This window comes from Janthinobacterium sp. GW821-FHT03A03, assembly GCF_059421435.1.
In genome coordinates, this window is the sequence record NZ_JBWKUZ010000014.1 from 1 (window position 1) to 25,814 (window position 25,814).

Here is a 25,814-nt window from a genome sequence, read left to right on the forward strand (position 1 = left end):
ACTGCGTCGAAACCCTTGTTCCATCGGACACTCCTTCTCTGTAACGAAAAAGTGTCAACTTATTCCAGGACGGGTCAGTGCATAAAAAAAGGGCAGAACCAGCGGTTCTGCCCTTTGTATTTAAAAACAAAGTAGCCTGAAAAATGTTCAGGGCTAGGCGCCTTGCTGCAGGCAGTACGAATGTACGGCCAGGCAAGGCAACAACGCCATGGACTTTTTCTCAGGTTCCTTTAGACACTGAGCATCATTAAACTGGCGTTTCCGCCCGCTGCCGTCGTATTTACGCACAGCGCCCGTTCAGCGACCAGGCGCCACAGGGGGATGACATCGTCCTGCGTCGTGGCGATGGTGCTCACCAGGGCCCCTTCCCGGGCCGCCAGCAGCGGTTTGAGCTGGCCATCGAGACTCGGCTCGATCATGGCGATCTGGAAATCCTGCTTGACCGACTCCAGGCTGCTGACGACCTGGATGCGGTCCTTCAGCGCGGCCGGCAAGTCACCCGGGATCAGGTCCGGCGCTTGCGCCAGCACCAGGGCCTGGTTACCGGTGGCCAATACCGCCGCCAGCTGGTTCATCAAGGTGCCGGAGGTGGCTGCCGCGCACAAGATCGTGCCGCGGGCGGCAAAGCTCAGCGTATTGCGCTCGCCCGTCGGGCCTGGCAAGACGGTGGTGCTGCCCAACAAGGTAGTGCGCGCGTATTCCTGCGCCAGTTGCTGCACCTGGTCGTGGCCGTGCATCTTGGCCCATACGGTCAGCGCGTCGAGCGCCGGCGGCGCCTGGCGCTGGTGCTGCGCGCCGGCCGGCGCATTGCGCTGCAGGCGTTTCAGGTACAGGGGGCCGCCCGCCTTCGGACCGGTGCCCGACTTGCCTTCGCCGCCGAACGGCTGCACGCCGACGACGGCGCCGACGATGTTGCGGTTCACATAAATATTGCCCACGTGCGCGCGTTTGGTGATGAAGCCGATGGTTTCATCAATGCGCGTATGGATGCCCAGGGTCAAGCCGTAACCGCTGTCGTTGATCGATTGCACCAGTTGCGGCAGTTCGGACCGCTTGTAGCGGATCACGTGCAGTACGGGGCCGAAGACTTCCTGCGTCAATTGCGCCAGCGACTTGATTTCCAGCACGGTCGGGGCGACGAACGTGCCTTTCACGGTCGGTAAATCGAGCGAATAATGGTCGATGGCCATGGTTTTCATCTTGTTGATGTGCGCCAGCAGATTACTTTGCGCTTCCGCGTCGATGACGGGGCCGATATCGGTGGCCAGGCGGTCAGGATTGCCAACGCGCAATTCCTGCATGGCGCCTTTCAGCATGTGAATGGTCTTGTCGGCGATTTCCGTTTGCAGGAACAGCACGCGCAAGGCCGAGCAGCGCTGGCCGGCGCTGTCGAAGGCGGACGACATCACGTCCTGCACCACCTGTTCCGGCAGGGCCGACGAATCGACGATCAGGGCGTTCTGGCCGCCCGTTTCGGCGATTAGGGGAAGGTCGATGCCTTCGGCCACGGCGCGCGCGGTCAGGTTGCGGTTGATCAATTGCGCCACTTCCGTGGAACCCGTGAAAATCACGCCTTTCACGCGCGCATCATTGCACAGGCCGGCGCCGACGACTTCTCCGCTGCCGGGCAAGAACTGCAGCGCGCCGCGCGGCACGCCCGCCGCATGCAGCAGCTGCACGGCGCGGTGGGCGATCAGCGGCGTTTGCTCGGCCGGCTTGGCCAGCACCACGTTGCCGGCGGCCAGGGCGGCGGCCAGCTGGCCCGTAAAGATGGCCAGCGGGAAATTCCACGGGCTGATGCAGGTGACGGGACCGAGCGCCACGGTATTGGGCGCGTGTTCCACCTGCGCTGCGTAATAGCGCAGGAAGTCGACGGCTTCGCGGATTTCCGCGATCGCGTTCGGCAGCGACTTGCCCGCTTCGCGCACGGCCAGGGCCATCAGCTCGATGTGGTGTTCCTCGAACAGGTCGGCGGCGCGCAGCAAGGCTAGTGCGCGCAGCGACGGCTCCGTTGTCTGCCATTCCATGGCGTAGGCGCTGGCGCTGGCCAGGGCCGTTTCCACGTCGGCCGGCGCCGCTCCCATGACCTTGCCGACGACATCGTCGTGCTGGGCCGGATTGTGGATCACTTGCGTTGGCGTATTCAGGCTGACGGCGCCGTCGATCAGCGGTCCCGCCTGCCATTGCTGCTGCTGCGCCAGGCCGGCGGCCAGGGCGCGCAAGGTGTCTTCATTCGACAGGTCCAGGCCGGCCGAGTTCCTGCGCTCGCTGCCAAACATGTCCAGCGGCAGCGGGATCGACGGGTGCGGCAAGCCGCCCTGCAGGCGCGCCTGTTCCAGCGGATCGCGGATCAGGCTGTCGATGGCCACGCTTTCGTCGACGATCTGGTTGACGAAGGACGAGTTGGCGCCGTTTTCCAGCAGCCGGCGCACCAGGTAGGCCAGCAGGGTTTCATGCGAGCCGACGGGCGCGTAGATGCGGCAAGGCTTGTCCAGGTTGGCCGGGCCGACGACCTGGTCGTACAGGGTTTCGCCCATGCCGTGCAGGCACTGGAATTCGTAGTCGGTAACGCCGTCGCGTTTCGCCCAGGTAAAGATGGTCGACAGGGTTTGCGCATTGTGCGTGGCAAATTGCGGGTAGATCAGGCTGCTGGCGTCCAGCAGTTTTTGCGCGCAGACGAGGTAAGACACGTCCGTGTAGACCTTGCGCGTGTAGACGGGATAGCCTTCCTGGCCGTCGACCTGGGCGCGTTTGATTTCCGCATCCCAATATGCGCCCTTGACCAGGCGCACCATGAACTTGCGGCCGCTGCGGCGCGCCAGGTCGATCAGGAAATCGATGGCGAACGGGCAGCGCTTCTGATACGCCTGCACCACGTAGCCGATGCCGTCGAAGCCGGCCAGGTCCGGATCAAAAGCGAGGGCTTCCATCAGGTCCAGCGACAGTTCCAGGCGGTCCGTTTCTTCCGCATCAATGTTGAAGCCGATGTTGTACTGTTTTGCCAGCAACAGCAGCGCTTTGACTTTCGGCAACAGTTCTTCCATGACGCGGGCGCGCTGGGCGCGGCTGTAGCGCGCGTGCAGGGCCGACAGTTTTACGGAAATGCCGGGGCCGTTCTTGATGCCGCGCCCGTTCGACGCCTTGCCGATGGCGTGGATCGCCGTTTCGTACGAGGCGTAGTAGCTGGCCGCGTCGGCTTGCGTCAGGGCCGCCTCGCCCAGCATGTCGTACGAGTAGCGGTAGCCGCGCGTTTCATTCTCGCGGCTGTTTTTTAACGCTTCCTCGATGGTCTGGCCCGTGACGAACTGGTTGCCCAGCATGCGCATGGCCAGGTCGACGCCCTTGCGTATCAGCGGCTCGCCGCCTTTGGCGATGAGCTTGGTCATGGCCGAGCCGAGGCCCGATTCGCTGCTGGTACTGACCAGTTTGCCCGTGATCAGCAAGCCCCAGGTGGCGGCGTTGACGAACAGCGACGGCGATTCGCCCAGGTGCTTGCGCCAGTCGCCCTTGCTGATTTTGTCGGCGATCAGGCGATCGGCCGTTTGACTGTCGGGTATACGCAACAGCGCTTCGGCCAGGCACATCAGCGCAACACCCTCTTCCGATGATAGCGAGAACTCATGCATCAGCGCATCGACGCCGGAAGCGCGCGTGCGTTTCTGGCGCACGGCCGACACCAGCCGGTGCGCCAGGGCCTGGCCTGCGGCCGTCGTTTCGGTGCTGCTGGCGCGCACTTGTTGCAACAGCCACTGCACGGCGGAAACCTCATCGCGCCTATAGGCGGCGGTGATGGCGGCGCGTTGTGGCGTCGCTTCGGGCAGGATTTCCGCCTGGAGCGCGGCAAAGGGAATCGGGGTAAAAGCCGAGGGGCCTGCAGGGTGCATAAGTGCTCTTTACAAGGAAAAAGGGGACGAAAACGCCCGCCATGCCTGCTCTTTTTTGGTGCAAAAAAATACAGAAAGTCGGACGTTAAGATGATTCGATTGTAAAGGGGATTCTTATGGATTAATTCTGGTAATACAGGGGACTAGCAATAGATAGTTTTTGATGCGACAATTTAACCAAATAATATTAATTTGGGGGTGATGGAAATGCTGGACAAGATCAGTAAGAAAATCTTGATGGAATTGCAGAGCGATGGACGCATCAGCAATGTGGAGCTGGCCGCGCGCGTGAACCTGTCGCCGGCCGCCTGCCTGGAGCGCGTGCGCAAATTGCACGAATCCGGTTACATCATGGGCTATACGGCCCAGTTGAACCCGCAGCTGCTCGACGTGTCGCTGCTGGTGTTCATCGAAGTGGTGCTCGATCGCACGACACCGGAAGTGTTCGACGCCTTCAAGCATAGCGTACAAATCATTCCAGAGGTACTGGAATGTCATATGGTGGCCGGCGGTTTTGATTACCTGGTCAAGGCGCGCGTCAAGGACATGGCCGCTTACCGCGAATTCCTGGGCAAGACGCTGTTGCAAAAAGGTGTGCGGGAAACCCACACTTATGCCGTCATGGAAGAGGTCAAAAACACCACCAAGTTGCCGATTAAGTGACCGCGGTGTAGTGCTCCCGTTTTTCTGATTGAGCTATCGGAACAAATGTTGTAGGGTAGAACTACAATTCTGCCATCCGGTAGCCGCCTGAAACGACGCGCAGACGTCAGGTTCAGGGTGCAAAATGGGCAATCGTGCCCATGCGCATACGGTTATGGCCTCTCCCCTGGCGGGAGGGGCGACGGGTTCTCGCAGCGGGGGACAAATGAAGCAGTTGCAGCATCAGCTGGTGCGTTTCTTTGTATTCACTGTTCTGGCCATGGCCGTGGCTTGTTGCCTGGCCTATCTGCTGCTGGCGCTGGGCGGCGGCGAGCATCCGTATCTGATTGCCTGCGTGGCGGCCGTTACGGGCGCCGCGCTGCTGGCCTTTGCCGGACGCCCGCGCGGCGAAGGGGGGTTGCACGCGTTTTCCGGCACAGTCGGGCACGCCATTGACGCCATCATGATCGGCGCGGCGGAAACGTCGTATTTTGTCGATTCCGTCAAACAGAAGGTGGACCTGGACGTGCGCACGGCCAGCGAGATCGCCGACAGTTCCGGACAGAACGCCATGATGACGGAAAAGATCGCCGCCAATGCGGAACGGGCCGCCAAGGTGGCCGCCGGCGTGCGCGTGGAAAGCGTGGCGGCGCGCGCCGAAGTGGATCAGGGCTTGCGCCGCATCAATAAAGCACGCGAAGAAGCGCAAGGCGCCTCCAGCGCCATGCTGGGCCTGCAGGAAAAATCCAGACGCATCACGGGTTTTACGGAAGCCATTTCCGATATTTCCGCGCGCACCAACTTGCTGGCGCTGAACGCCGCCATCGAAGCGGCGCGCGCCGGCGAGCACGGCCGTGGTTTTGCCGTGGTGGCCGGCGAAGTGCGGCAACTGGCGCAGCGCACCAAGGAAGCGTCCGATGAAATCAGCGTGATGGTGCGCGAAATCAATGAACAGGCGGAAAAAGCCGCGCAAGGCATGACGGCGTTGGCCACCGGCGTGACGGAGGCGGCGCGCAATGTGGAAAGCGTGCATGGCTCGCTCAGCCATATCGAGGAATCCTCGGGCGTGTCCGAGGACGAGATCGGGCAAATCGCCCGCGCCTCGCGCGAACACGTCGACACGACGCAGCTGATCGCCGACGCCATCCTGAAAATCCGCGACAGCATGCTGTCGACGAATGCCGAATTGCCGCGCGCCACGCAGTCGGCCATGGCCCTGGCCGAGCGGGCTGAAGTGATCGCCGGCGCCCTCGGCGAAGCCGGCGTGGCCACGCCGCATGATGAGATCCGCGAGGCCGCCCAGCGCGCCGCGCGCGAGGTGGGCAAATTGTTCGAGCAGGCGATCGCCTCGGGCCGCATCACGCGCGAAGCCCTGTTCGACCGCCATTACCGCCCCATCCCGAACACCAATCCGCCCAAGCACAACACGAAATTCGACGCCTTTACGGACAAGGTGCTGCCGGACCTGCAGGAAGGCGTGCTGGCGGCATTGCCCCACCTGGCGTATGCGGGCGCCGTCGACAACAATGGATACTTTCCGACGCACAACAAGAAGTTTTCGCGGCCGCTGACGGGCGACTACGCCACCGATATCATTAACAACCGTACCAAGCGCATCTTCAGCGACCGCACGGGCAAGCGCTGCGGCAGCAACACGAAGCCGTTCCTGTTGCAAACCTATAAACGCGACACGGGCGAAGTCATGCACGACTTGTCCGTGCCGATCCACGTCGAGGGCAAGCACTGGGGCGGTTTCCGCATCGGCTACCGCTCCAGCAATCACGCATGAAAAAAGCCTGATGCATGTGCATCAGGCTTCCCTTTGACCCATCTCAGCCTTACTCAATATGCGGTTTCGGCGCCACGCCGCCGCCGGCCGCCGTGGCTGAGCGCAGGGTCGGCGTATTCATTTCTTCGAGGTGGTTGCGCAGCCATTTGTGGGCCGGGCTGCGGGCGTCGCGTTCATGCCACAGCATGTCCAGGTGGACGGCCGGCAAGGCAAACGGCAAATCCTTGTACAGCAAGGACTCCGTCATGCCCGTCGAGGCGATCAGGTGGCGCGGCAAAACCGTGATCAGGTCGGAATTGGCGACCACGCGCCCGGCCGTGAAGAACTGGTTCACCGTCAACAGGATGCGCCGTTCGCGGTGGATCTGCGCCAGCGCCTCGTCGACGAGGCCGTGGGCGCGGCCGGAAAAGCTCACCAGCAGGTGATTTGCCGCGCAGTAATTATCCAGATTGAGTTCCACTTTCGCCAGCGGGTGGCCGCGCCGCATCACGCAGACATATTTGCCGGAATATAAACGTTCATGGCGGATCGGCGAGCTGGTGTCGCTCGACAACTGCGCCGCCACGCCGGGAAAGAAGCCCACGGCCAGGTCGATGTCGCCGCGCAGCAGCATGGGACGCGGTTCGCGCGTGGTCAGCGGCATCATGCGCACGTTGACGCCCGGCGCTTCGCGTTCGATCGAGCGCATCAGCGAGGGCAGCCAGAACGCGGCCGTGGCGTCGGCCATGGCCATGCGGAAAGTGGCGTGGGTTTTCGACACGTCGAAGGTTTCCGGCGTGACGGCCGCTTCCAGGCTGGCCAGGGCCGAGCGCACGGACGGCCACAGGGCTTCGGCGCGCGGCGTGGGTTTCACGCCATACGCCGTGCGGATCAGCAATTCGTCACCGAGGCTTTCGCGCAGGCGTTTGATGGCGTTCGATACCGCCGGCTGCGTCATCGCCAGGTGGCCGGCCGCGCGCGTCAGGTTTTGTTCCGTCATGACGGCGTCGAAAACACGCAGCAAGTTCAGATCCAGCGTCAGAAAACTCATGGAAAGCCCAAGATAAAAGTTGAATTCAGATAATTAGTCAGGAGTGTAAACCGCGCCGGGCACGAATATTTTCACTCGTAAAAAAATATTACAGTTTTCCATTCACAATTCATATAATTGGTATCAAGAAATGGAATTAGATTTATATGTTGCACTGCACTATAGTACTGTCAAATTCTATAATGCACTGGAACAGTATGTCTACCTTCGCCTCCGCCCTGTACGCAGTATCCGCACCCGTGCTGGAGATTTCCCTGCTCAACACCCTGCAAATCGCCCTGGTGATCGTGGCCGTGGGCGCTTTCGCCCTGCTGTTCAAGCCTTTGCTGGTGGGCATCGCCCGCGCCATGGTGCTGGTGGTGCGTCCCAAGCTGAGCCGCGAAGAGCGTTTGGCGCGCCAGCAGATGCGCGAAGCGCAGGCGCTCAAGCGCACGCTGGGCAAGATGGATGGCGTCTCGCCGAGCAATGCCGCCGAATTGCGCGCCCTGTCGACGCGCGCATAAGCGTTAAACTGTTGCAGAAAGACAAGCCGGTGCATGCACCGGCTTTTTTTACGCCCGCGTCTTGCTTCAGGCCACCTCGCCCAGCAAATGCGCGCGCAGAGCGGTGTCGGCCGGATGGGCGCCCAGCCAGATTTTCAGCAGCGCATTGTAGAAGGCCAGATCCGGCACCTTGTCGCCCACCTGCTTGCCGTTGAGTTTGCACAACGTGCCCTCGTCCGGCAGCCAGTCCACGGTGAGAATGTCGCCCTTTTTCAGGCCCGGCACCATTTCGAACATGGCGCCGAACTGCATCGTCTGGCTCAGCAAACGCGTGCGGTCGGCCTGGTCGGAACTGCGCTTCAAGCCTTGCATGAAGGCCTGGCCCAGCTCGTCGGACGTGATATTGCGCAACATGACGATTTCGAGACGGCGCGGGCCGGGCAGCGCCAGGATGTCGTCGAGCTGGGTTTTTTTTTCCGGCAGGTACAGCGCGATCGTGTAGACCTTGAAGATGATCTTGTAGCGCACGCCGGCGCCGTTGAGCTTGAGTTCACGGCTGGCCAGTTGCACCGTCTCGTCGAGCTTGACGCCGCCCACGTCGACGGCCAGCGCCGGCTGCGCCAGGCCGGCGCACAGGCAGGCGGCAGCCAGGGAGAGGCCAAAACGGGATGTGCTGATATGCATCTTCTACCTCCGTGAAACCATGGGCTGTGGATAAGTCAGCACATAGTGTAGAACAGTTGGCAGAAGCTGGCGCCACGCAGAAGGGGCGCGGAGGGCAAGCTCAGGGCTTGGCGGCAGGCAGTTCCGCCTGCAGGCGCTCGTACTTGGCCATCAATTGCTCCGGGCTTTCGCGCCAGGCGGGATTGAATGGAATGCAGCTGACGGGGCATACTTGCTGGCATTGCGGCTCGTCAAAGTGGCCCACGCATTCGGTGCACTTGTTGGGATCGATTTCGTAGATTTCCGCACCCATGTAGATCGCATCATTCGGGCACTCGGGCTCGCAAATGTCGCAATTGATGCATTCGTCGGTGATCAGTAATGCCATGATTTCACTCTTACTTATTGCGATGATGCAGCGTTGGCGGCAATCTTGTTTTGCAGCCAGCGGTTCACCGAGGGGAAGACAAACTTGGAGACGTCGCCGCCCAGCGCCGCGATTTCGCGCACGATGGTGCCCGAAATGAACTGGTACTGGTCGGACGGCGTCAGGAACATGGTTTCGACATCGGGCAGCAGGTAGCGGTTCATGCCCGCCATCTGGAATTCGTATTCAAAGTCGGAGACGGCGCGCAAGCCGCGCACGATGACGCGCGCCTCGTGCTTGCGCACGAAATCCTTGAGCAGGCCGGAAAAGCTTTCCACCTGCACGTTCGGATAGTGACCGAGCACTTCATTGGCGATTTCCAGGCGTTCGTCGAGCGAGAAAAACGGTTGCTTGTTCTTGCTGTCGGCCACACCGACGATCAGCTTGTCAAATAGACCCGATGCGCGGCGCACCAAATCTTCATGACCGCGCGTGAGCGGATCGAATGTTCCTGGATAAACGGCTACAACCATTGCGGCTCCCTGATGATGCACCAATATAGACGCGCATTATGCCTGAAATTGGTGACCACCTTGCTGCCGCGCCTCGGGCCAGGGAGCTTTTTTGCCTCATTTATAGGCAGATTCAGGCAGTTGCCGGCACTTTGTTGTAAGTTAGCAAATGATAATAAACGGTGCCCGCCTTGTCGGCGCGGATGACTTCCCATGGCGCCATCCACTCGGGTTTTTCCAGTGCGCTGTGCTCGTCGAAGACCAGCGGCAAGCCCGATTCCGCGTAGACCATGCCGCCTTCCTTGAGCAGATTGGCGCACAGGGGCAAGACCTTGGCCAGGAAATCCTGCTGGTAAGGCGGGTCGAGGAAGATCAGGTCGTAACGCTGGCCGCGCGAGGCCAGGCCTTGCGCCGTCAGCAGGGCGTCGCCGCGCAGCAGGTGCACGTTGTCGGCGCGCAATTTCACCTTGTTCTCTTCCAGCTGGCGGATCACCGGCGTGTGCGTGTCGACCATGGTGACGGACGCGGCGCCGCGGCTGGCCGCTTCAAAACCCAGCGCGCCGCTGCCGGCGAACAGGTCCAGCACCTGGGCGTTGGACCAGTCGCCGTCGCGCAGATGATTGATCCAGTTAAAGACGGTCTCGCGCACGCGGTCCGGCGTCGGGCGCAAGCCCAGCGCCTGCAAGACAGGCAGCACGGAGCGTTTCCATTGGCCGCCGATGATGCGCACCTGGTTCGGTGGCGGTGCGTGGTGGACGGGGACTTTGGCGGGTTTTTTAATTTTCTTTTGCATGGGCATTTCTTCAATTCGGTGGCGGCCACTATAGCATATGGCCCCCTCCCCCCTGCTGGCGCTGCCTGGCTATTTGGCTTGCGTGGCCAGCGAGTTGAAATCGTCGATCCAGCCCTGCATGCGCTTGACGGCGTGGGCTTTTTGCGCCGGCGTGGCGATCTTGATCACCGTCAAAACCATCTGCGCCGTGCTGTCCTGGTAGGCGTCAAAGAAGGCTTTGCGCTCGGAGTGCTCGAGGCGCTCGAAACTGTCCCTGATCAGCGTATTGATCAGGGACACGGTGGCGTCCTTGCCGAGCTTTTCCTGCTGCACTTTCTTGACCAGGTTCAAGACATTCTGCTGGCGCCGCATGCGTTCGTCGAGCCAGATCTCATTGTCCAGCGGACGCGCGTCGGACGCCTTGCGGATGATGGCTTCCTGCTCACTGCTGAAACCGCCGAACCACAGCTCGAATTGCTCCATGGCCTTCTTGTAGCGCAGCTTCTGGCGCTTGTCCTTGTCGCCGCTCAGGTATTTCTTGCGGTAGTCGTCATTGTTCGACTTGAACTTCTTTTCCATCTGCGCAAGTTGCTCGGGCTTGAGCGAGCGGGCCAGGTCGGCCAGGTCCGGCGCCGCCTTCAGCAGCAGCGTCTGCGTGCGGTGCTTGATCTCGCCGTAGTCGGCCATCAGGTCCGCCTGCGTGATGTTGCCCTGCAACTGCTTCTGGCCCGTATGCAGGATGTCGACGTAATCCTTCAATTGCGTCTTGCGGTGCCAGTCGAACAGCTTGCCGATATCGTCGCGCACCCAGCCCTTCTGGTCGCGGTCCAGGTCGACATACGCGTTCAGCCACCAGTACAGCACGGTGTCGCCGTTGTTGTAGGCCAGGCGCAAGCCGCTGCAGCCGGCTATGACGACCAGCAAGACGGCCAGCACGGCAGTGCGAAAGCGACTGGCGAGAGGGGCTTGCGTGTTAAACTTTTTCATATTCTTAACTTAATAAATAAATACGGTCTATGAACGTTGTCATTCTCGCCGCCGGTATGGGGAAACGCATGCAGTCGGCGCTGCCAAAAGTACTGCACCCGCTGGCTGGCAAGCCGCTGCTGTCGCATGTGATCGATACGGCGCGCAGTCTGGCGCCGTCCCGATTATGCGTGATTTACGGGCATGGGGGCGCTGCGGTGCTCAAGTTGCTTGACGGCTACAAGGCGAACCATGGCCTGGCGGTCGACGCCGCCGAGCAAACGCAGCAGCTGGGTACGGGCCATGCGGTGCAGCAAGCCGTGTCCCTGCTCGACGAATCGGTGCCGACCCTGATCCTGTACGGCGACGTGCCGCTGACCAGTGCTGTTTCCCTGCAGAAATTGGTGGACGCCGCCGGCAGCGACAAGCTGGCCATCCTGACCGTGGAACAGGACGATCCTTTCGGCCTGGGCCGCATCGTGCGCGACCAGGGCGCCATCGTGCGCATCGTCGAGGAAAAGGATGCCTCACCAGGCGAGCGCGCGATTCGCGAAATCAACAGCGGCATCATGGTCGCGCCCACCGTGCCCCTGAAGAAATGGCTGTCGTCCTTGTCGAACAACAATGCCCAAGGGGAATATTATCTGACCGATATCGTCGCCCAGGCCGTCGCCGATGGCGTGCCCGTCACCTCGGCCCAGCCGGGCGCCGTGTGGGAAGTGGCGGGCGTCAACAGCAAGGTGCAGCTGGCCCAGCTCGAACGCATCCACCAGAACAATATCGCGCAAGCCTTGCTCGAGCGGGGCGTGACCTTGCTGGACCCGGCCCGCATCGACGTGCGCGGCGAACTCATTTGCGGCCGCGATGTCACCATCGACGTCGGCTGCGTGTTCGAAGGCCGCGTGGAACTCGGTGACGGCGTGCGCGTGGGCGCCAACAACGTGATCATCAACGCCACGGTGGCCGCCGGCGCGCACATCAAGCCGTTCTGCCATCTGGAGGACGCCGTCGTCGGCGCCGCATCCATCATCGGCCCGTATGCGCGCCTGCGCCCCGGCGCCGTGCTGGCGGAAGACGTGCACATCGGTAACTTCGTGGAAGTGAAAAACAGCCAGATCGCCGCGCACAGCAAGGCCAACCACCTGGCCTACATCGGCGACGCCAGCATCGGTTCCAGGGTCAATATCGGCGCCGGCACCATCACCTGCAATTACGATGGCGTCAATAAATTCCGCACGGTGATCGAAGACGACGCGTTTATCGGCAGCGACAGCCAGCTGATCGCCCCCGTCACCGTCGGCAAGGGCGCCACGCTGGGCGCCGGCACGACCTTGTCGAAGGATGCGCCGGCAGGCAAGCTGACTGTCTCGCGCGCGCGCCAGGTGACCATCGACGGCTGGACGCGTCCCGTGAAGATCAAGAAGTAAGCGGCGCAGTCCGTCCTTGCACAGGCAGGCCTTGCGGCCTGCCTTTTTTTTGTGGATAACTATGTGGGTAAGCCCATCAGTAAGTACTGCATAAGCATGTGGACAAGCCCATGCATAAGCTGTGTGTAAAGTTGCCGGCTTCGCCTGCCATGCGCCTGTCGTGGTTCTCCCCTGCACTTTCCGCCATTCTGCAGCCCGGCAAGCCGGTTTACCCATCGAATGTGGATAAGTCTGTGCGTAAGCCTGCGGATAAGCACTGTATAGCCTTTGCATAAGTGGGGATAAGTGTGCTTTCCCGCCTTGTGCTCGAGTGTGCTCTGTGGGTAAGCCTGTGGAAAAGAGGGTTGAAAACATGTGGACAAGTATTGTTCCATATCAAGTCATGCTTTCAGCAAACTCAAGTGCCTGAACGGGGCGTTCTGCGCCATGTCGCTGCGCGCACGGAAGCGGCCGCGGCTTGCCTGGGGGCGCAGGTCCCGGATGGCGCGGGCGGACGATGTGGATAAGTGTGTCGATAAGTGGTGCAACAACCTGTTGGCAAGCTGTGTGAAAGCGGTGCAAAAGTCGCTGTGCCTGTTGGTGAAAATATCGGTGGCAGGGAATCAGGCTACGTTGCCGGGCACGCTGGCGGCAGACCGGGCTTTTCATGGAAGAAAAGCGTTACGCCATCAGCCCTGCGCCGGATTCAGGGCTGTGCATAAGCCTGTGCAAAAGCGCCGGATAAGCGGTGGGCAAGCCGCGTATAAGATGTGTGCAAGCGGTGGATAATTTACAGTCGAAGATCAGACGGCGATACGCGTCTCGAATTTGCTGCGAAACGTGGAAAAATAGCTTTTCACGTTGCGCACGTTGGCGTGCGCGGCAAACAAGCGGTGCGCCAGCGCGTGGTAGGCGGGCATGTCGGCCACCTGCACCATCAGCACGAAGTCGGGGCCGGGCGAGACGCGGTAGCATTGCAGCACGGCCGGCTCGTGCGCCACGAGCTGCTCGAATTCCGCCATGCGCTCAAACGCCTGCACGTCGAGCGTGATTTCCACGATGGCCGTCAGGCGCGCACCCACCCGCTGCGGCGCGACGATGGCCACTTGCCGCTCGATGACGCCGCTTTCCCGCAAATGCTTGACCCGCCGCAAACAGGTGGGCGCCGAGACGTGTACGGCCTGGGCCAGCTCGCTGTTGGTTTGCGATGCGTCAACTTGCAAAGCGTTCAGGATGCGACGATCGATTTCATCGAGGGTAATGTTGTTCTCGTTCATGGTTTTGATGAATTTGGAAATAAATCAAGTATAGATGAAAGAATATTTCATCGTGAAATAGTCGTGAAATATTCAGTCAAAAATACACATATTTAGAAAGCTTATTTCATGCTCTCTGCTTTAGCATGCGTGCATTGATGAATTTTTAGACAGAGGTTTCCATGTGCGGCATCGTCGGCGCGGTAGCGCAGCGTAATATCACTCCCATCCTGCTCGAAGGCTTGAAGCGCCTGGAATACCGCGGCTACGATTCCTGCGGCATCGCCCTGCACGCCGATGGCCGGCTGCAGCGTTCGCGCTCCACCTCGCGCGTGGCCGAGCTGGAAAAGCAGATCGGCGAAGAAGGCCTGGGCGGTTTTACGGGCATCGCCCACACGCGCTGGGCCACGCATGGCGCCCCTGTCTCGTTCAATGCCCACCCGCACTTTTCCCCGACGGAAGAAAACGCCCGCGTGGCGCTGGTGCACAACGGCATCATCGAAAACCACGACGAACTGCGCGCCGAACTGACGGCCTTGGGTTACGTCTTCCAGAGCCAGACGGACACGGAAGTGATCGCCCACCTGGTCGAGCACATGTATAACGGCGACCTGTTCGAGACCGTGCAGCAGGCCGTGAAACGCCTCGACGGCGCGTACGCGATCGCCGTCTTCTGCCGCGACGAACCGCACCGCGTGGTGGCCGCGCGCCAGGGCTCGCCGCTGATCGTCGGCCTGGGCAACGGTGAAAACTTCGTTGCGTCGGACGCCATGGCGCTGGCCGGCACGACGGACCAGATCATCTACCTGGAAGAAGGCGACGTGGTCGACCTGCAGCTGTCGCGCTGCTGGATCGTCGACGTGGACGGCAAGCCGGTCGAGCGCGAAGTCAAAACCGTGCATGCGCACACGGGCGCGGCCGAGCTGGGCCCGTACCGCCACTACATGCAGAAGGAAATTTTTGAACAGCCGCGCGCCATCGGCGACACGCTCGAAGGCGTGACGGCCATCATGCCGGAACTGTTCGGCGACGGCGCCTATAAAATCTTCAAGCAGATCGACCGCGTGCTGATCCTCGCCTGCGGCACCAGCTCGTATGCGGGTATGACGGCCAAATACTGGATCGAAGCGATTGCGAAAGTGCCCGTCAGCGTGGAAGTGGCCAGCGAATACCGCTACCGCGACAGCGTGCCGCACCCGAACACGCTGGTGGTGACGATTTCGCAAAGCGGCGAAACGGCCGACACCCTGGCCGCGCTGAAACATGCGCGCAGCCTGGGCATGCAGCACACTTTGACCATCTGCAACGTGGCCACCAGCGCCATGGTGCGCGAATGCGCGCTGGCCTACATCACGCGCGCCGGCGTGGAAGTGGGCGTGGCGTCGACCAAGGCGTTCACGACGCAGCTGGCGGGCCTGTTCCTGCTGACCCTGTGCCTGGCGCAAGTCAATGGCCACCTGTCCGAAGAGCAGGAAGCGGCGCACCTGAAAGCCATGCGCCACCTGCCCGTCGCCATCGCTTCCGTGCTGGCGCTGGAGCCGCAGATCATCGCCTGGTCCGAGGAGTTCGCGCGCAAGGAAAACGCCCTCTTCCTGGGCCGCGGCATGCACTACCCGATCGCCCTGGAAGGCGCATTAAAACTGAAGGAAATCTCGTACATCCACGCCGAAGCGTATCCGGCCGGCGAACTGAAACACGGCCCGCTGGCCCTGGTGACGAATGAAATGCCGGTCGTTACCATCGCGCCGAACGACGCCCTGATCGAAAAACTCAAATCGAACATGCAGGAAGTGCGCGCCCGCGGCGGCCAATTGTACGTCTTTGCCGACGTCGATTCGCGCATCAGCTCCGGCGAAGGCCTGCACGTCATCCGCCTGCCCGAGCACTACGGCGATCTGTCGCCTATCCTGCACGTGTGCGCCTTGCAACTGCTGGCGTACCACACGGCGCTGGCGCGCGGCACGGACGTGGACAAGCCAAGGAATCTGGCCAAGTCGGTGACGGTGGAATAAGCCGGCCGGGCGCCGCCCAGGCCATCAGGAAGAGAAAGAAAACGCCACCGCCAGGTGGCGTTTTCTTTCTACCTGGAAAATTCATACGCATGACTTTTTTCTGCCGCCGCAGAACCCGTTGTGCGAGAATGCCCCTCCCCCTTCGATGGTGCGCATGATGAACAAACTCGCCGCAATCATGACTGGAATGACACTCGTGCTGGCAGCTTGCAAGCCCGCAGCCACGGCACCTGCGCACGACATTCCTGCGGCCATGCGCCAGACCGCGACCACTTTGCTGCAGTCGCCATTGCTGCACGCGACTTCGATTGCCGTCGTGTATCGCGGCAAGCAATTCATGCTGCATCAAGGCGAGCTGGAGACCGGCAAAGCCAATCCGCCGGACGATACGACGCTGTATGAAATCGGCTCGGTCAGCAAGACTTTTGCCGGCCTGCTGCTGGCGAAGGCCGTGCTCGATGGGAAGGCGGCGCTCGACGATCCCATACAAATGTATCTGCCGGCCGCCTACCCGAACCTGCAGTCGCAGGGGGAGCCCATACGCCTGCGCCACTTGATCACGCACACGAGCAATATGCCGGGCATGCTGCCATTGCAGGTAAACACCGTCTTGAAGGATTTCACGGCACACGCCACGCCGGCAAAGCTCAATGCCGCCTACGCCGGCTACGGGCAACGGCAATTCTGGCAGGACTTGCACACGGTCAGCATCAAAGGCCCGCTCGGCAAGGATTACGCCTATTCCAGCGCCGCGACCGAACTCATTGCGCACACGCTCGAAACAATCTACGGCATGCCTTATGACGTCCTGCTCACGCAATGGCTCGCGCGCGCAGCGGGCATGCACGATACCAGGCTGAGCATCACCGCCCAGGATGCCGGCCGGCTGGCGCCCGGCTACCACAGCGACAATCCCGTCGTCACCACGCCGATGCCGCAGCTGCCCTGGGGGGCGGCCGGTAACCTGAAGTCGACGATGCCGGACATGGCGAAATACCTGCGCCTGCAGTTGAGCGCCCATCCCGCCGTCGTCGAATCGCACCAGCCGCTGGTCCGCTTTCAGGACGACTTCAGCATCGGCTATTTCTGGAACATCGGCAGCAATCGCCAGCTGGGCACGCATTATGTCCACCATGGCGGCGTGCCGCGTGCGCAAAGCTACGCCTACATCGTTCCCAAATATCAGCTTGGCGTCTTCATCATCACCAACCAGAGCGGCGACGCTACGGCCGGCGCCATGGAAAGCGCGCTGGCGCGTCTTTTCGACACCGTGGAAGCCATGGAAGGCGCGCGGTAGCCGGCCCCGGCGAACCGGCGTGCGTGCTTAGTTTCCCTGCGCAACGACAGGCTGGCGCGCCAGTGCGATGAAGGCGCGCACATAGTCGATGGCGGTGTCCGTCTCGCGTGCGCCCAGGAAGATCTGCTTGGCGATGCCGCGCGCGCCCAGCCGCACCGGCACCACGTCCATCTTGGCCGCATATTCCTCGACCAGCCAGCGCGGCAGGGCGGCCACGCCGCGGCCGCTGGCCACCATTTGCAGCATGATATCGGTCGTTTCGATGGCCTTGTGGCGCTTGGGCGTGACGCCGGCCGGCAAGAGGAATTGATTGTAAATATCCAGGCGCTCGATGTCCACAGGGTAGCTGATGAGCACTTCCCGGGTCAGTTGCTGCGGCTGCACATACGCCGCCCCAGCTAGCGCATGGCCCTTGGCCACGACGAGCACCTGCTCGTAGTCGAACACGGGTTCGAAGGTCAGCCCCGGCTTGTACAGCGGGTCGGGCGTGACCAGCAGGTCGATCTCGTAGCCGAACAGCGCGCCGATCCCGCCGAACTGGAACTTCTGCTTGACGTCCACATCCACGTCGGGCCATGCGGCCAGATACGGGGACACGATTTTGAGCAGCCACTGGTAGCAGGGGTGGCATTCCATGCCGATGCGCAGCGCGCCGCGCTCGCCCTGCGCAAACTGGCCCAGGCGCTCTTCGGCCAGGTCCAGCTGCGGCAGCACCCGGTTCGCCACCGCCAGCAAGTACTGGCCAGCCTGCGTCAGGCGCAAATTTCTTCCTTCGCGCAGCCAGACGTCGGTGCCCAGCTGCTGCTCCAGCTTCTTCATGCTGTGGCTCAGGGCCGACTGGGTCAGGTGCAGCACGCCTGCGGCGGCCGTCAACGACCCTTGTTTTTCGACCTGCTGGACGATGCTGAGGTGGATGCGTTCAAGCATTGGAATGAGCCATATTCATGGATGTATGAAATATGACCATTATACTTCATCGATTCCCGCCGCTATCATCCACTTCCCTGTTGCCGGCGTTCTTCGCCCTCGCGCATCCATCCCTATGAAAGCAAACATGACACGTCCACTGCGTCTAGTCGCCGTCTCCGGCGGGCTGCAACGCCCGTCCAAGGCGGCAGCCCTGGCCGAACACCTGATGGACCTGATCGCCGACGAAGTGCTGTGCGAGCAACGCCTGGTCGAACTGGGCCAGTTGGCGCCGCAGCTGGCCGGCGCCGTCTGGCGCTCGCAGCTGCCCGAGACGGTGGAGCGCGAACTTGCTGCCGTCGAGCAAGCTGACATCGTGGTGGTGGCGACACCGGTCTATCGCGGCTCGTACACGGGACTGTTCAAGCACTTCTTCGACTTTATTGATCAGGATGCCTTGATCGACAAGCCCGTCCTGCTGGCCGCCACCGGCGGCAGCGAGCGCCATGCCCTGATGATCGACCACCAGTTGCGCCCGCTGTTCAGCTTCTTCCAGGCACGCACCTTGCCGCTGGGCGTCTACGCGACCGACAAGGATTTCCTCGACTACCGCCTGCAGGACGAGGCGCTGATCCAGCGGGCGACACTGGCGGTGCAACGGGCCTTGCCCTTGATCGCATTGACGCGCCATGCGAGACCGGCCACGACGCAAGAGCTGGCCGCCGCCTGATAAGCCTCACCGCAGGCACCAAGCAAGCAACCCATTCACCTTTTCGCAGAAATCAGGACAGCAGATCACCATGAGCAACGATTTTGTATTCAGCATCAAGAGCATTGTTTTCGATGAAAACTATCATCCATCGGACAACACGCGCCTGACGACCAACTTTGCCAATCTGGCCAGGGGAAAGAGCCGCCAGGAGAATTTGCGCAATACGCTGAAAATGATAGCCAGCCGCTTCAACAGCCTGGCGCATTGGGACAACCCGAACGCAGACCGCTACTCTGTCGAGCTCGAAATCATTTCCGTCGAGTTGAATATCGATGTCAAAGGCGGCAATATCCCGCTGATCGAGATATTGAAGCCGAATATTATCGACAAAAAAACCGGAAAACGCATCGATGGCATCGCCGGAAATAACTTTTCCTCTTACGTGCGCGATTACGACTTCAGCGTGCTGCTGCCAGAGCACAACAACAATCAATCCGCATTCAGCGCACCAGAGGATTTCGGCGATTTTCATGGCAAGTTGTTCAAGCACTTTGTCAGATCCGATGCTTATCAAGAGCGTTTCAGCAAGCCGCCTGTCATCTGCCTCAGCGCTTCGAGCAGCAAGACCTATCGGCGCACGGAAAACCAGCACCCCATCCTGGGCGTCGAGTATCAGCAAAATGAGTTCTCATCGACGGATGCCTATTTCGAGAAAATGGGCATGCAAGTGCGCTATTTCATGCCGCCGAACAGCGCCGCACCGCTGGCGTTTTACTTTATCGGCGACCTGCTGGCGGACTACAGCAATCTTGAGCTGATCGGCACCATCAGCACGATGGAAACATTCCAGAAGATTTATCGGCCCGAGATTTACAACGCCAATGCCGCGGCGGGGAAATGCTATCAGCCCAGCCTGAAGAACCAGGATTATTCATTGACGCAAATTGTCTATGACCGCGAAGAGCGCAGCGAGCTGGCTGTCAAGCAGGGCAAATATACGGAAGAGCACTTCATCAAGCCATACAAGCATCTTCTTGAACAATGGGCTGCCGCCACGCTCGTTGATTAATCACAATACACGAAATCACCATCATGAAAAAATTGTTACCTACTTCCACTGCCGGCAGCCTGCCCAAACCTTCCTGGCTGGCGCAGCCTGAAAAACTCTGGTCGCCGTGGAAATTACAGGACGAGGAATTGATTGAGGGCAAACAGGATGCCTTGCGCTTGTCGCTGCAGGAACAGCAGCAGGCCGGCATCGATATCGTCAGCGATGGCGAGCAGACCCGCCAGCATTTTGTCACCACGTTCATCGAGCATCTGAGCGGCGTCGATTTCGACAAACGCGAGACCGTCCGCATTCGTGACCGCTACGATGCGAGCGTGCCGACCGTGGTGGGCGCCGTGAGCCGCACCAGGCCGGTTTTTGTCGACGACGCCAGATTTTTACGCCAGCAAACCACGCAGCCGATCAAATGGGCGCTGCCAGGTCCGATGACGATGATCGATACGCTGTACGACAGCCACTATAAAAGCCGCGAAAAGCTGGCCTGGGAATTCGCCAGGATCCTCAATCAGGAAGCGCGGGAACTGGAGGCGGCCGGCGTCGATATCATCCAGTTTGACGAACCCGCGTTCAATGTGTTCTTCGATGAAGTGAACGATTGGGGCATCGCCACCCTGGAGCGGGCAATTGAAGGGCTCAAATGCGAAACGGCCGTGCATATTTGCTATGGTTACGGCATCAAGGCCAATACGGACTGGAAAAATACGCTGGGATCCGAATGGCGCCAATATGAGGAATCGTTCCCCAAGCTGCAGCAGTCGAATATCGACATCATCTCGCTGGAATGCCACAACTCGCGCGTGCCCATCGACCTGATCGAACTCATACGCGGCAAAAAAGTGATGGTCGGGGCCATCGACGTGGCAAGCAATGCCATTGAAACGCCGGAGGAAGTGGCCAACACCCTGCGCAAGGCGCTGCGCTTTGTCGATGCCGACAAGCTCTACCCGAGCACCAACTGCGGCATGGCGCCCCTGGCGCGTCGCGTGGCAAGAGGCAAACTCAATGCGCTCAGCGCCGGTGCGGCAATCATCCGCGGAGAACTCGCCTAGCAGGAGGTGACGTACGGTTCCGGTGCGTCGCCCGGGGCGACGCGCCTCCCCAATATGTTCGGGCATCCGATTGACCCGGCACGCGTCTACGCCAGCGTCAAGGTGTGGACCTGGCTGTTTTCGCAGTCGATATCGATCAGCCGGCCCGCGTCGTCGCACAGCAGGATGTGGCCGTCATTGACATGCACGCGTGCCGCATCGCAGTCGTCCAGCCGCAATTGGGCCAGGACGGTTCCCGTTCCGCCATCGGCCACCAGGCATTCCATGGGGCTGTCGTCGTCGAGGTGGCTGCGCACCATCAGCAAGCCTGCCGCCTGGGTCACCTCGGGAACCGAGGCAATCGCCTGCAACGGCAGCGTCAAGGGCGCAGTGGCGCCGCCGTGATGCACTTGCAGGTAGCGAGGCCCGTCATCGCCCATGATGCAGACCAGGGTGGGCGCATCGCGCGCGCTATGCGGCAGCAGCGCCAGCACTGGATCGCGTGGATGCGGGAAGCTGTCGCGCTGCAGCAGGCGGCGCGCGGGCAATTGATAGCGCCATTGCTGGATGCCTTCTGCCGTCGCCAGCAGCAAGGTCTGTACGCCAGGCTCTTCCTGGAAGGCGACCACCCGCCCTGGCAAGTCGGCCACTTGCCAGCTCACCGACAACTGATCCTTGCTGCTGTCGATGGCGACGAGGCGGTTGTCGATCACCGCGTTCCAGATCAGGCCGTCATAGTTGTCGGCCCAGAAGCGCAGTGGCTGGATGATCCAGTCCGACACTTTGCGCGCGATCAAGTCGATGCGGCTGACGCGCCACATGCTGTCGCGCTGCACCAGCGCCAGCGCACGCTGGCCGCCGGCCGCCATCACCAGCCGCGTCGCCGGTACTGGGAACTGCGCCAGTTGCCGGCCATGCCGGTCGATGCGCACCACGCCGCCCTCGCCCAGCGCCAGCAGGTAATGGCCGTCCGGCAGGCGCCGGGCATCATGGATCGTCAACAGGCCGCGTTCGGCCAGATGCACCCGCAGCGGCTTGCGGCGCTTGCGCAGCTCCTGGGGCGGCACCATGGCAGGCAGGGTCAATGCCGACAGATCGGCCCGCAGGACGGCGCCGTCGGACAGTGACAGCAGCTTGGCCATTGCCTTCTTGTCGAATGCGATACGTTCGCCCATGCGGTCAGCCAGCAAGGGGCGCATGAGTTCCGCCGCCACGCGTCGGGTGGCGGGCGAATGCAGCGACAGCGCCAGCAATTCCGTGCCCAGGCGCATGCGCTGCTGCGCGCCTTCGTCGCTGTCGTCGTCGAGCAGCTGCAGCACGGCCGCTTCGCTGTCGGCCAGGCTGGCTGGCAGCAAGGCCAGCTTTTTGAGGAGGGCACGCATGCCCAGCACGCCCCCCGTGCGCTCGCCTTCCAGCAGCCATGCCAGCGCCTTGTCCTGCTGCTCCGGCAATGGCCAGATGGCTTCCGCCGCTTCGCTCAGCTGGCCGCGCATGGCCAGATCCTCGGCCCATAGCAAGCGCATCTCCGGTGCTTGCGGACTCTTGCGCCGTTCCAGCAACTGGACCGCCGCGGCAAACGCCTGGCCGAGCCGGGCCAGCTTCACCGCCCGTTCGACGTCGCCTGCCATGCACCACAGGCGCACGGCGACTTCCGGCGCCAGCTCCATGGTTTCCGCCAGCTGCGCGGCTTGCTTGATGCGGCCCTTTTTCTCCAGATAGTCGACTGCCTCGCTACCGCACTTGAGCAGTTCCGCCAGCACGTAGGTGGCTTCGTCGATCTTGCCTTCACGATCGAGCCGCTCGAAGGTGGCGCGGTAGGTCGCGCGCAAGTATTGCTCCAGCTCGCCGCCGAGGCTGATCGAGCTGCTCGCCTGGCCGGGGCCGGAAATTTCCAGGCTGGTGCGCGGGCGCGGCGTGCCGAAGGCGGGACGGCGCGCTGGCGACAGGGTGTCGAGCGGGATCGCATGGCGCAGGGCTTCTTTCACGTCGCCCTGTTCCAGCAGCAGCATCATCTTGCGCAGATAAGCGGCCTGGCGCCAGCCGATCACCGTGGAGGCGCGCGTCATGATCGCCAGCCGGGTCGCCAGCGCGGCCAGGCGCTGCTGCAGCGCCGATGGCGGTCGCTGTTGCCGGCCGCTGTCCGCCTGCGCGGATGCGGCCTGCTGGCCGCCGCCGAACAGCTTGATCAAGCCCAGCGGTATGGCGCCCAGCAGGACGGCCGCCACGCCCGTCACCGCCAGCGCGATGCCGGCGCCGCGCCGCATGGCCTTGGCGCCGTGCTGCGCCTTGTCCATCTGGCGTAGAAACGCTTCGCGTTTGTCGCTGGGCGGTGCCAGCGCGCCCGCGAAGATGTCGCGCACGGGCAGCGTTTCCAGCAAGGCCGCAGTGGCCGCAGCCGCAGCGGCTAGCGGCGGGCGCAATGGCGCATGCAGGGGAATCGCGCGCAGATCGAGCCAGGCGGCCGGGTCGATACGCGGCGCCGCCGCAAGGCTGATCAGCTGCGCCTGCGCCGCGCGCACCAGCCAGATGCCGGACGGAGGCGTGACCGCCCGTTCGTCCGCCGCCAGTGGCGCGCTGCTGAGGATGCCCGCCTGTTCGCACAGCGGCAAGCCGTCCAGCGCGGCGCACTGGCCGTAGCGCGGCGTCGCCAGCAACAGCAGGAAACCATCGTGCACCCGGTGCAGTCGCGCGCCCGGCGCCCAGTGCCGCAGCACGCGGCGGCGCACCTCGGCCTCGCCCAGCAGGGCCAGGTCGAACCACAGCGCATGCACCAGCTGCATGCCGTCATGCAGGGGGCGGCGTATCTTATGACTCATCAATGTCTCGATCGCAGGAAATTTGCAACAGCGGCTGCTCGTCATCGATATGGCGCACGACGAGGGTGCTGCTCTTGGCCGTGATCCAGGCGATGCGCGCGCTGGCAGGATCCATGCTGGCTTGCTGTATCGCTTCGGGTGACGTGGCCAGCGTGTAGCGCAGATGGCCGACCCGCAATTCGATGCGGTAGCGGCCCGGATGCAGCACCACCAGGCCGGGCTTGGGGTGTTTTTCGCTGATGGCCACGCCCAGCACGGCGGCGTTGTCGTCGATGTCCATCGCTTCGCCCATGGCGTGGCTGCCGACCCACCAGCGGCTCGGGCCGGTTTTGAGCGCCAGCAGGTTGCCGCTGTGCCCGGCGTGCTCGCCTTTCAAGGCGCCATGCAGCAGCCTGCTGCCTTGTTGCGCGATCCGTTGCATCTTGTACGGGGTCGCATTCTGGCGATGCCAGTGATACAGCTGCACGCCGTCGCCATCGGCGCAGCCGATATACAGCGAGTCGCCCAGCTGGTCAGCGCCGATCACATTGTCGAGCACAGCCCGGAAGGAAACCGTGGACGCCACCTTGTGCGATGCCGCCGGAGCCGCCTGCCAGCAAACCAGCCGTCTTTTGGTATCGAGTACAACGACATGTTCGTAGCAATTGACGTTGTGGTTGGCCAGCAGATAGAACGTCTGCAACCATCGTCCCATGCCGGGCGGCGCATGGAATTGTTCCAGCGGCGGCCGGTCGCACATGATCGGTTTGCTGGAAAACAGGGGACCGGGAAAGTTGTGAAAACCCAGCGTGCCGCCGGCCGAGGTAATACAGGACAGCGCCGGCTTGAACACGCCGGCTGCCAGGATGGCGCCATGCTTCGGCGCGGAGATGATGCGCGGCTTGCCGGGTTTGACGGACGCCGACTGGGGCACGTGATAGACGATGGCGCCGCCATTGAGTTGCGGCGCGCACACGAGATTGCCGCCGCTGGCGAAGCGCGGCGCCTGTGCGCGTGACGGCTGGTGGCCGTGGTGATGGATCACGCCCGCTGGCGCGCGCGGCGCAAACGGTTTTCGCAGCAGGCGCACGCCTGTCGGCGCGTCGGGCAATTCCAGTTGCACCGTGCGGTAGTCATGCCGCTGCCGCAGGCTGACACTCAGATGGTTGCCGCAGAGGGCGCGGCGAATCGCCACCCGCTCACGCGCCTGCCTGGGCGCCTCGCCGGCAACGCCGATCAGCCAGCAGTCGGCCAGGTCGCCGCCAAGCCTGGTTTGCCACTGCTCGCGCGCGTTGGCGGGCGCTGCGTGCAGGGTGCGCGACTGGATCAGCTTGCGCAAGCCTTCCTTTTCCGTGTCTTCGGACAGGATACCGGGCAGCTGCCAGATGCCCCAGCTGAACCGGGCGCCAGCCTGCTGCGCGCGGCGCGCCAGCAGGATGAACAGCGCCAAATGTGCGAGACGCGGCTCGCCCAGCTGGGATGGCCCCGCGTCGAACAGCGCCACGCTGTGCAGCGAGCGCTGGTGTACCGCCGGCTCGGGGCCGTTGAACAGCAGCTCGCCACTGGCGGCGCGGCGCAGGAATTCATCCGGCTCGGCATCGGCATACACCCATTGCGTCATCAGCAGGCGCTCGTACTGGCCGCGCCGCACGATGTTGCCGATGCCGGCGGGGTCGGCGCCGCGCTCCAGGGTGGCGGTACTGAGTTTGCCGACCAGCGGATGCAGGCGCAGCAGCAGTGCGCCGACGGCGGGCGCCAGATCGGGCGGAAACAGCGTCAGCCATGGCGCCCACGGCTCGAGTGCGGCCGGCAGCGAGGTCATGCCAACTCCTGGGCCAGCCAGTCCAGCAAGGATGGTGTCAGTGCCTGGGCCGCGGCCAGCGGCAGCAGCAGCTCCGGCGCGGGCCACAGCAGTACCGGGCTGCTGCCGGCCCGTTCGATCAGATTGGTTTGCACCAGGTCTGCCGGCAGCGCCGGCTCCAGATGCGTGGGCGTCCACAGATTCGGGGCTTGCGGATGCGGGGCGCAGTAGCGCGCGCCGTCGACCCATGGCAACGCATCGTTCGCGCCGAGCAGCACCATCAGGTCGCGCGTCGCCACCACCGACAAGGCCAGCAACTGGCTGGCACTGCAGGTGCGCAGGCGCGCCAGCAGCACGGGGGCCAGCGCAGCGGGCGCCACCATGCCGGCCGGCGCCAGCGCGGTGGCGCGCGTTTGCCATGCCAT

21 protein-coding genes are annotated in these 25,814 nt (G+C 62.4%); 9 read left to right on the forward strand and 12 right to left on the reverse strand.

The genetic code is table 11. The features are described from left to right. Window positions 1-230: 230 nt before the first annotated feature. The gene (putA, locus tag AC07VI_RS21080) at window positions 231-3,884 is read right to left on the reverse strand and encodes a trifunctional transcriptional regulator/proline dehydrogenase/L-glutamate gamma-semialdehyde dehydrogenase (RefSeq protein WP_492992016.1); all 3,654 of its coding nucleotides are present in this window, start codon (window positions 3,882-3,884) and stop codon (window positions 231-233) included. Window positions 3,885-4,091: 207 nt separating this feature from the next. On the opposite strand from putA, the gene AC07VI_RS21085 reads away from it, so the two are divergent. Next, window positions 4,092-4,547: an Lrp/AsnC ligand binding domain-containing protein gene (locus tag AC07VI_RS21085; RefSeq protein ID WP_010393827.1), complete on the forward strand. Its 456-nt coding sequence runs from the start codon at window positions 4,092-4,094 to the stop codon at window positions 4,545-4,547. 205 nt (window positions 4,548-4,752) lie between these two features. Then, window positions 4,753-6,315, forward strand: coding sequence for a methyl-accepting chemotaxis protein (locus AC07VI_RS21090; RefSeq protein WP_492992014.1), 1,563 nt, complete (start codon window positions 4,753-4,755; stop codon window positions 6,313-6,315). A 49-nt stretch (window positions 6,316-6,364) separates the two neighbouring features. On the opposite strand, the gene AC07VI_RS21095 is transcribed toward AC07VI_RS21090, so the two are convergent. Beyond that, window positions 6,365-7,345, reverse strand: a complete 981-nt coding sequence (locus AC07VI_RS21095; RefSeq protein WP_086144301.1) for a LysR family transcriptional regulator — start codon at window positions 7,343-7,345, stop codon at window positions 6,365-6,367. A 197-nt stretch (window positions 7,346-7,542) separates the two neighbouring features. On the opposite strand from AC07VI_RS21095, the gene AC07VI_RS21100 reads away from it, so the two are divergent. Then, window positions 7,543-7,848 carry a hypothetical protein gene (locus AC07VI_RS21100; RefSeq protein ID WP_076564739.1) on the forward strand — a complete coding sequence of 102 codons (306 nt, stop codon included), beginning with the start codon at window positions 7,543-7,545 and terminating at the stop codon, window positions 7,846-7,848. A 66-nt stretch (window positions 7,849-7,914) separates the two neighbouring features. Here AC07VI_RS21100 and AC07VI_RS21105 read toward each other — a convergent pair whose 3' ends face one another. From AC07VI_RS21105 to AC07VI_RS21125, 5 genes are all read right to left on the reverse strand, one after another. After that, window positions 7,915-8,511 carry a chalcone isomerase family protein gene (locus AC07VI_RS21105; RefSeq protein ID WP_086144300.1) on the reverse strand — a complete coding sequence of 199 codons (597 nt, stop codon included), beginning with the start codon at window positions 8,509-8,511 and terminating at the stop codon, window positions 7,915-7,917. Between the two features lie 100 nt (window positions 8,512-8,611). Further along, window positions 8,612-8,878 carry a YfhL family 4Fe-4S dicluster ferredoxin gene (locus AC07VI_RS21110; protein ID WP_070218911.1) on the reverse strand — a complete coding sequence of 89 codons (267 nt, stop codon included), beginning with the start codon at window positions 8,876-8,878 and terminating at the stop codon, window positions 8,612-8,614. A 14-nt stretch (window positions 8,879-8,892) separates the two neighbouring features. Then, on the reverse strand, window positions 8,893-9,390 hold the full coding sequence (coaD, locus tag AC07VI_RS21115) for a pantetheine-phosphate adenylyltransferase (RefSeq protein ID WP_034752633.1): 498 nt from the start codon (window positions 9,388-9,390) through the stop codon (window positions 8,893-8,895). Between the two features lie 112 nt (window positions 9,391-9,502). Next, a complete protein-coding gene (rsmD, locus tag AC07VI_RS21120; protein ID WP_172404667.1) occupies window positions 9,503-10,162 on the reverse strand; it encodes a 16S rRNA (guanine(966)-N(2))-methyltransferase RsmD in 660 nt (219 codons plus the stop codon). A gap of 69 nt (window positions 10,163-10,231) precedes the next feature. Continuing rightward, window positions 10,232-11,128, reverse strand: a complete 897-nt coding sequence (locus AC07VI_RS21125; protein WP_086144298.1) for a DUF6279 family lipoprotein — start codon at window positions 11,126-11,128, stop codon at window positions 10,232-10,234. 29 nt (window positions 11,129-11,157) lie between these two features. Between AC07VI_RS21125 and glmU the strand changes: the two genes are divergently transcribed. Then, window positions 11,158-12,534: a bifunctional UDP-N-acetylglucosamine diphosphorylase/glucosamine-1-phosphate N-acetyltransferase GlmU gene (gene glmU / locus AC07VI_RS21130; protein WP_086144297.1), complete on the forward strand. Its 1,377-nt coding sequence runs from the start codon at window positions 11,158-11,160 to the stop codon at window positions 12,532-12,534. 782 nt (window positions 12,535-13,316) lie between these two features. Here the strand turns inward: glmU and AC07VI_RS21135 are convergent. Then, window positions 13,317-13,790 carry an Lrp/AsnC family transcriptional regulator gene (locus AC07VI_RS21135; protein ID WP_086144296.1) on the reverse strand — a complete coding sequence of 158 codons (474 nt, stop codon included), beginning with the start codon at window positions 13,788-13,790 and terminating at the stop codon, window positions 13,317-13,319. Between the two features lie 161 nt (window positions 13,791-13,951). Here AC07VI_RS21135 and glmS point away from each other — a divergent pair, with 161 nt between their 5' ends. Both glmS and AC07VI_RS21145 read left to right on the forward strand, forming a co-directional pair. Continuing rightward, entirely contained in the window at window positions 13,952-15,781 is a 1,830-nt protein-coding gene (gene glmS, locus AC07VI_RS21140) for a glutamine--fructose-6-phosphate transaminase (isomerizing) (protein ID WP_086144295.1), read from the forward strand. Window positions 15,782-15,959: 178 nt separating this feature from the next. After that, window positions 15,960-17,078 carry a serine hydrolase domain-containing protein gene (locus AC07VI_RS21145; RefSeq protein ID WP_216356309.1) on the forward strand — a complete coding sequence of 373 codons (1,119 nt, stop codon included), beginning with the start codon at window positions 15,960-15,962 and terminating at the stop codon, window positions 17,076-17,078. A 27-nt stretch (window positions 17,079-17,105) separates the two neighbouring features. On the opposite strand, the gene AC07VI_RS21150 is transcribed toward AC07VI_RS21145, so the two are convergent. Further along, window positions 17,106-18,005, reverse strand: a complete 900-nt coding sequence (locus AC07VI_RS21150; protein ID WP_086144294.1) for a LysR family transcriptional regulator — start codon at window positions 18,003-18,005, stop codon at window positions 17,106-17,108. 127 nt (window positions 18,006-18,132) lie between these two features. Here AC07VI_RS21150 and msuE point away from each other — a divergent pair, with 127 nt between their 5' ends. The 3 genes from msuE (at window position 18,133) to AC07VI_RS21165 (ending at window position 20,814) form a co-directional block, all read left to right on the forward strand. Continuing rightward, window positions 18,133-18,714: an FMN reductase gene (msuE, locus tag AC07VI_RS21155; protein ID WP_086144293.1), complete on the forward strand. Its 582-nt coding sequence runs from the start codon at window positions 18,133-18,135 to the stop codon at window positions 18,712-18,714. Between the two features lie 70 nt (window positions 18,715-18,784). After that, window positions 18,785-19,765, forward strand: a complete 981-nt coding sequence (locus AC07VI_RS21160) for a DUF1852 domain-containing protein (RefSeq protein ID WP_086144292.1) — start codon at window positions 18,785-18,787, stop codon at window positions 19,763-19,765. A 23-nt stretch (window positions 19,766-19,788) separates the two neighbouring features. Further along, window positions 19,789-20,814, forward strand: coding sequence for a methionine synthase (locus AC07VI_RS21165; RefSeq protein ID WP_086144291.1), 1,026 nt, complete (start codon window positions 19,789-19,791; stop codon window positions 20,812-20,814). Window positions 20,815-20,900: 86 nt separating this feature from the next. Here the strand turns inward: AC07VI_RS21165 and AC07VI_RS21170 are convergent, their stop codons facing one another. From AC07VI_RS21170 to AC07VI_RS21180, 3 genes are read right to left on the reverse strand one after another with little or no spacing between them, the layout of a single operon-like run. Beyond that, a complete protein-coding gene (locus tag AC07VI_RS21170) occupies window positions 20,901-23,609 on the reverse strand; it encodes a bpX6 domain-containing protein (protein WP_492992005.1) in 2,709 nt (902 codons plus the stop codon). Next, on the reverse strand, window positions 23,599-25,410 hold the full coding sequence (locus AC07VI_RS21175) for a hypothetical protein (RefSeq protein WP_099419514.1): 1,812 nt from the start codon (window positions 25,408-25,410) through the stop codon (window positions 23,599-23,601). The genes AC07VI_RS21170 and AC07VI_RS21175 overlap by 11 nt, the downstream gene beginning before the upstream one ends. Beyond that, complete coding sequence (locus AC07VI_RS21180) at window positions 25,407-25,814, reverse strand: bpX5 domain-containing protein (RefSeq protein WP_139842391.1); 408 nt, start codon at window positions 25,812-25,814, stop codon at window positions 25,407-25,409. The genes AC07VI_RS21175 and AC07VI_RS21180 overlap by 4 nt, the downstream gene beginning before the upstream one ends.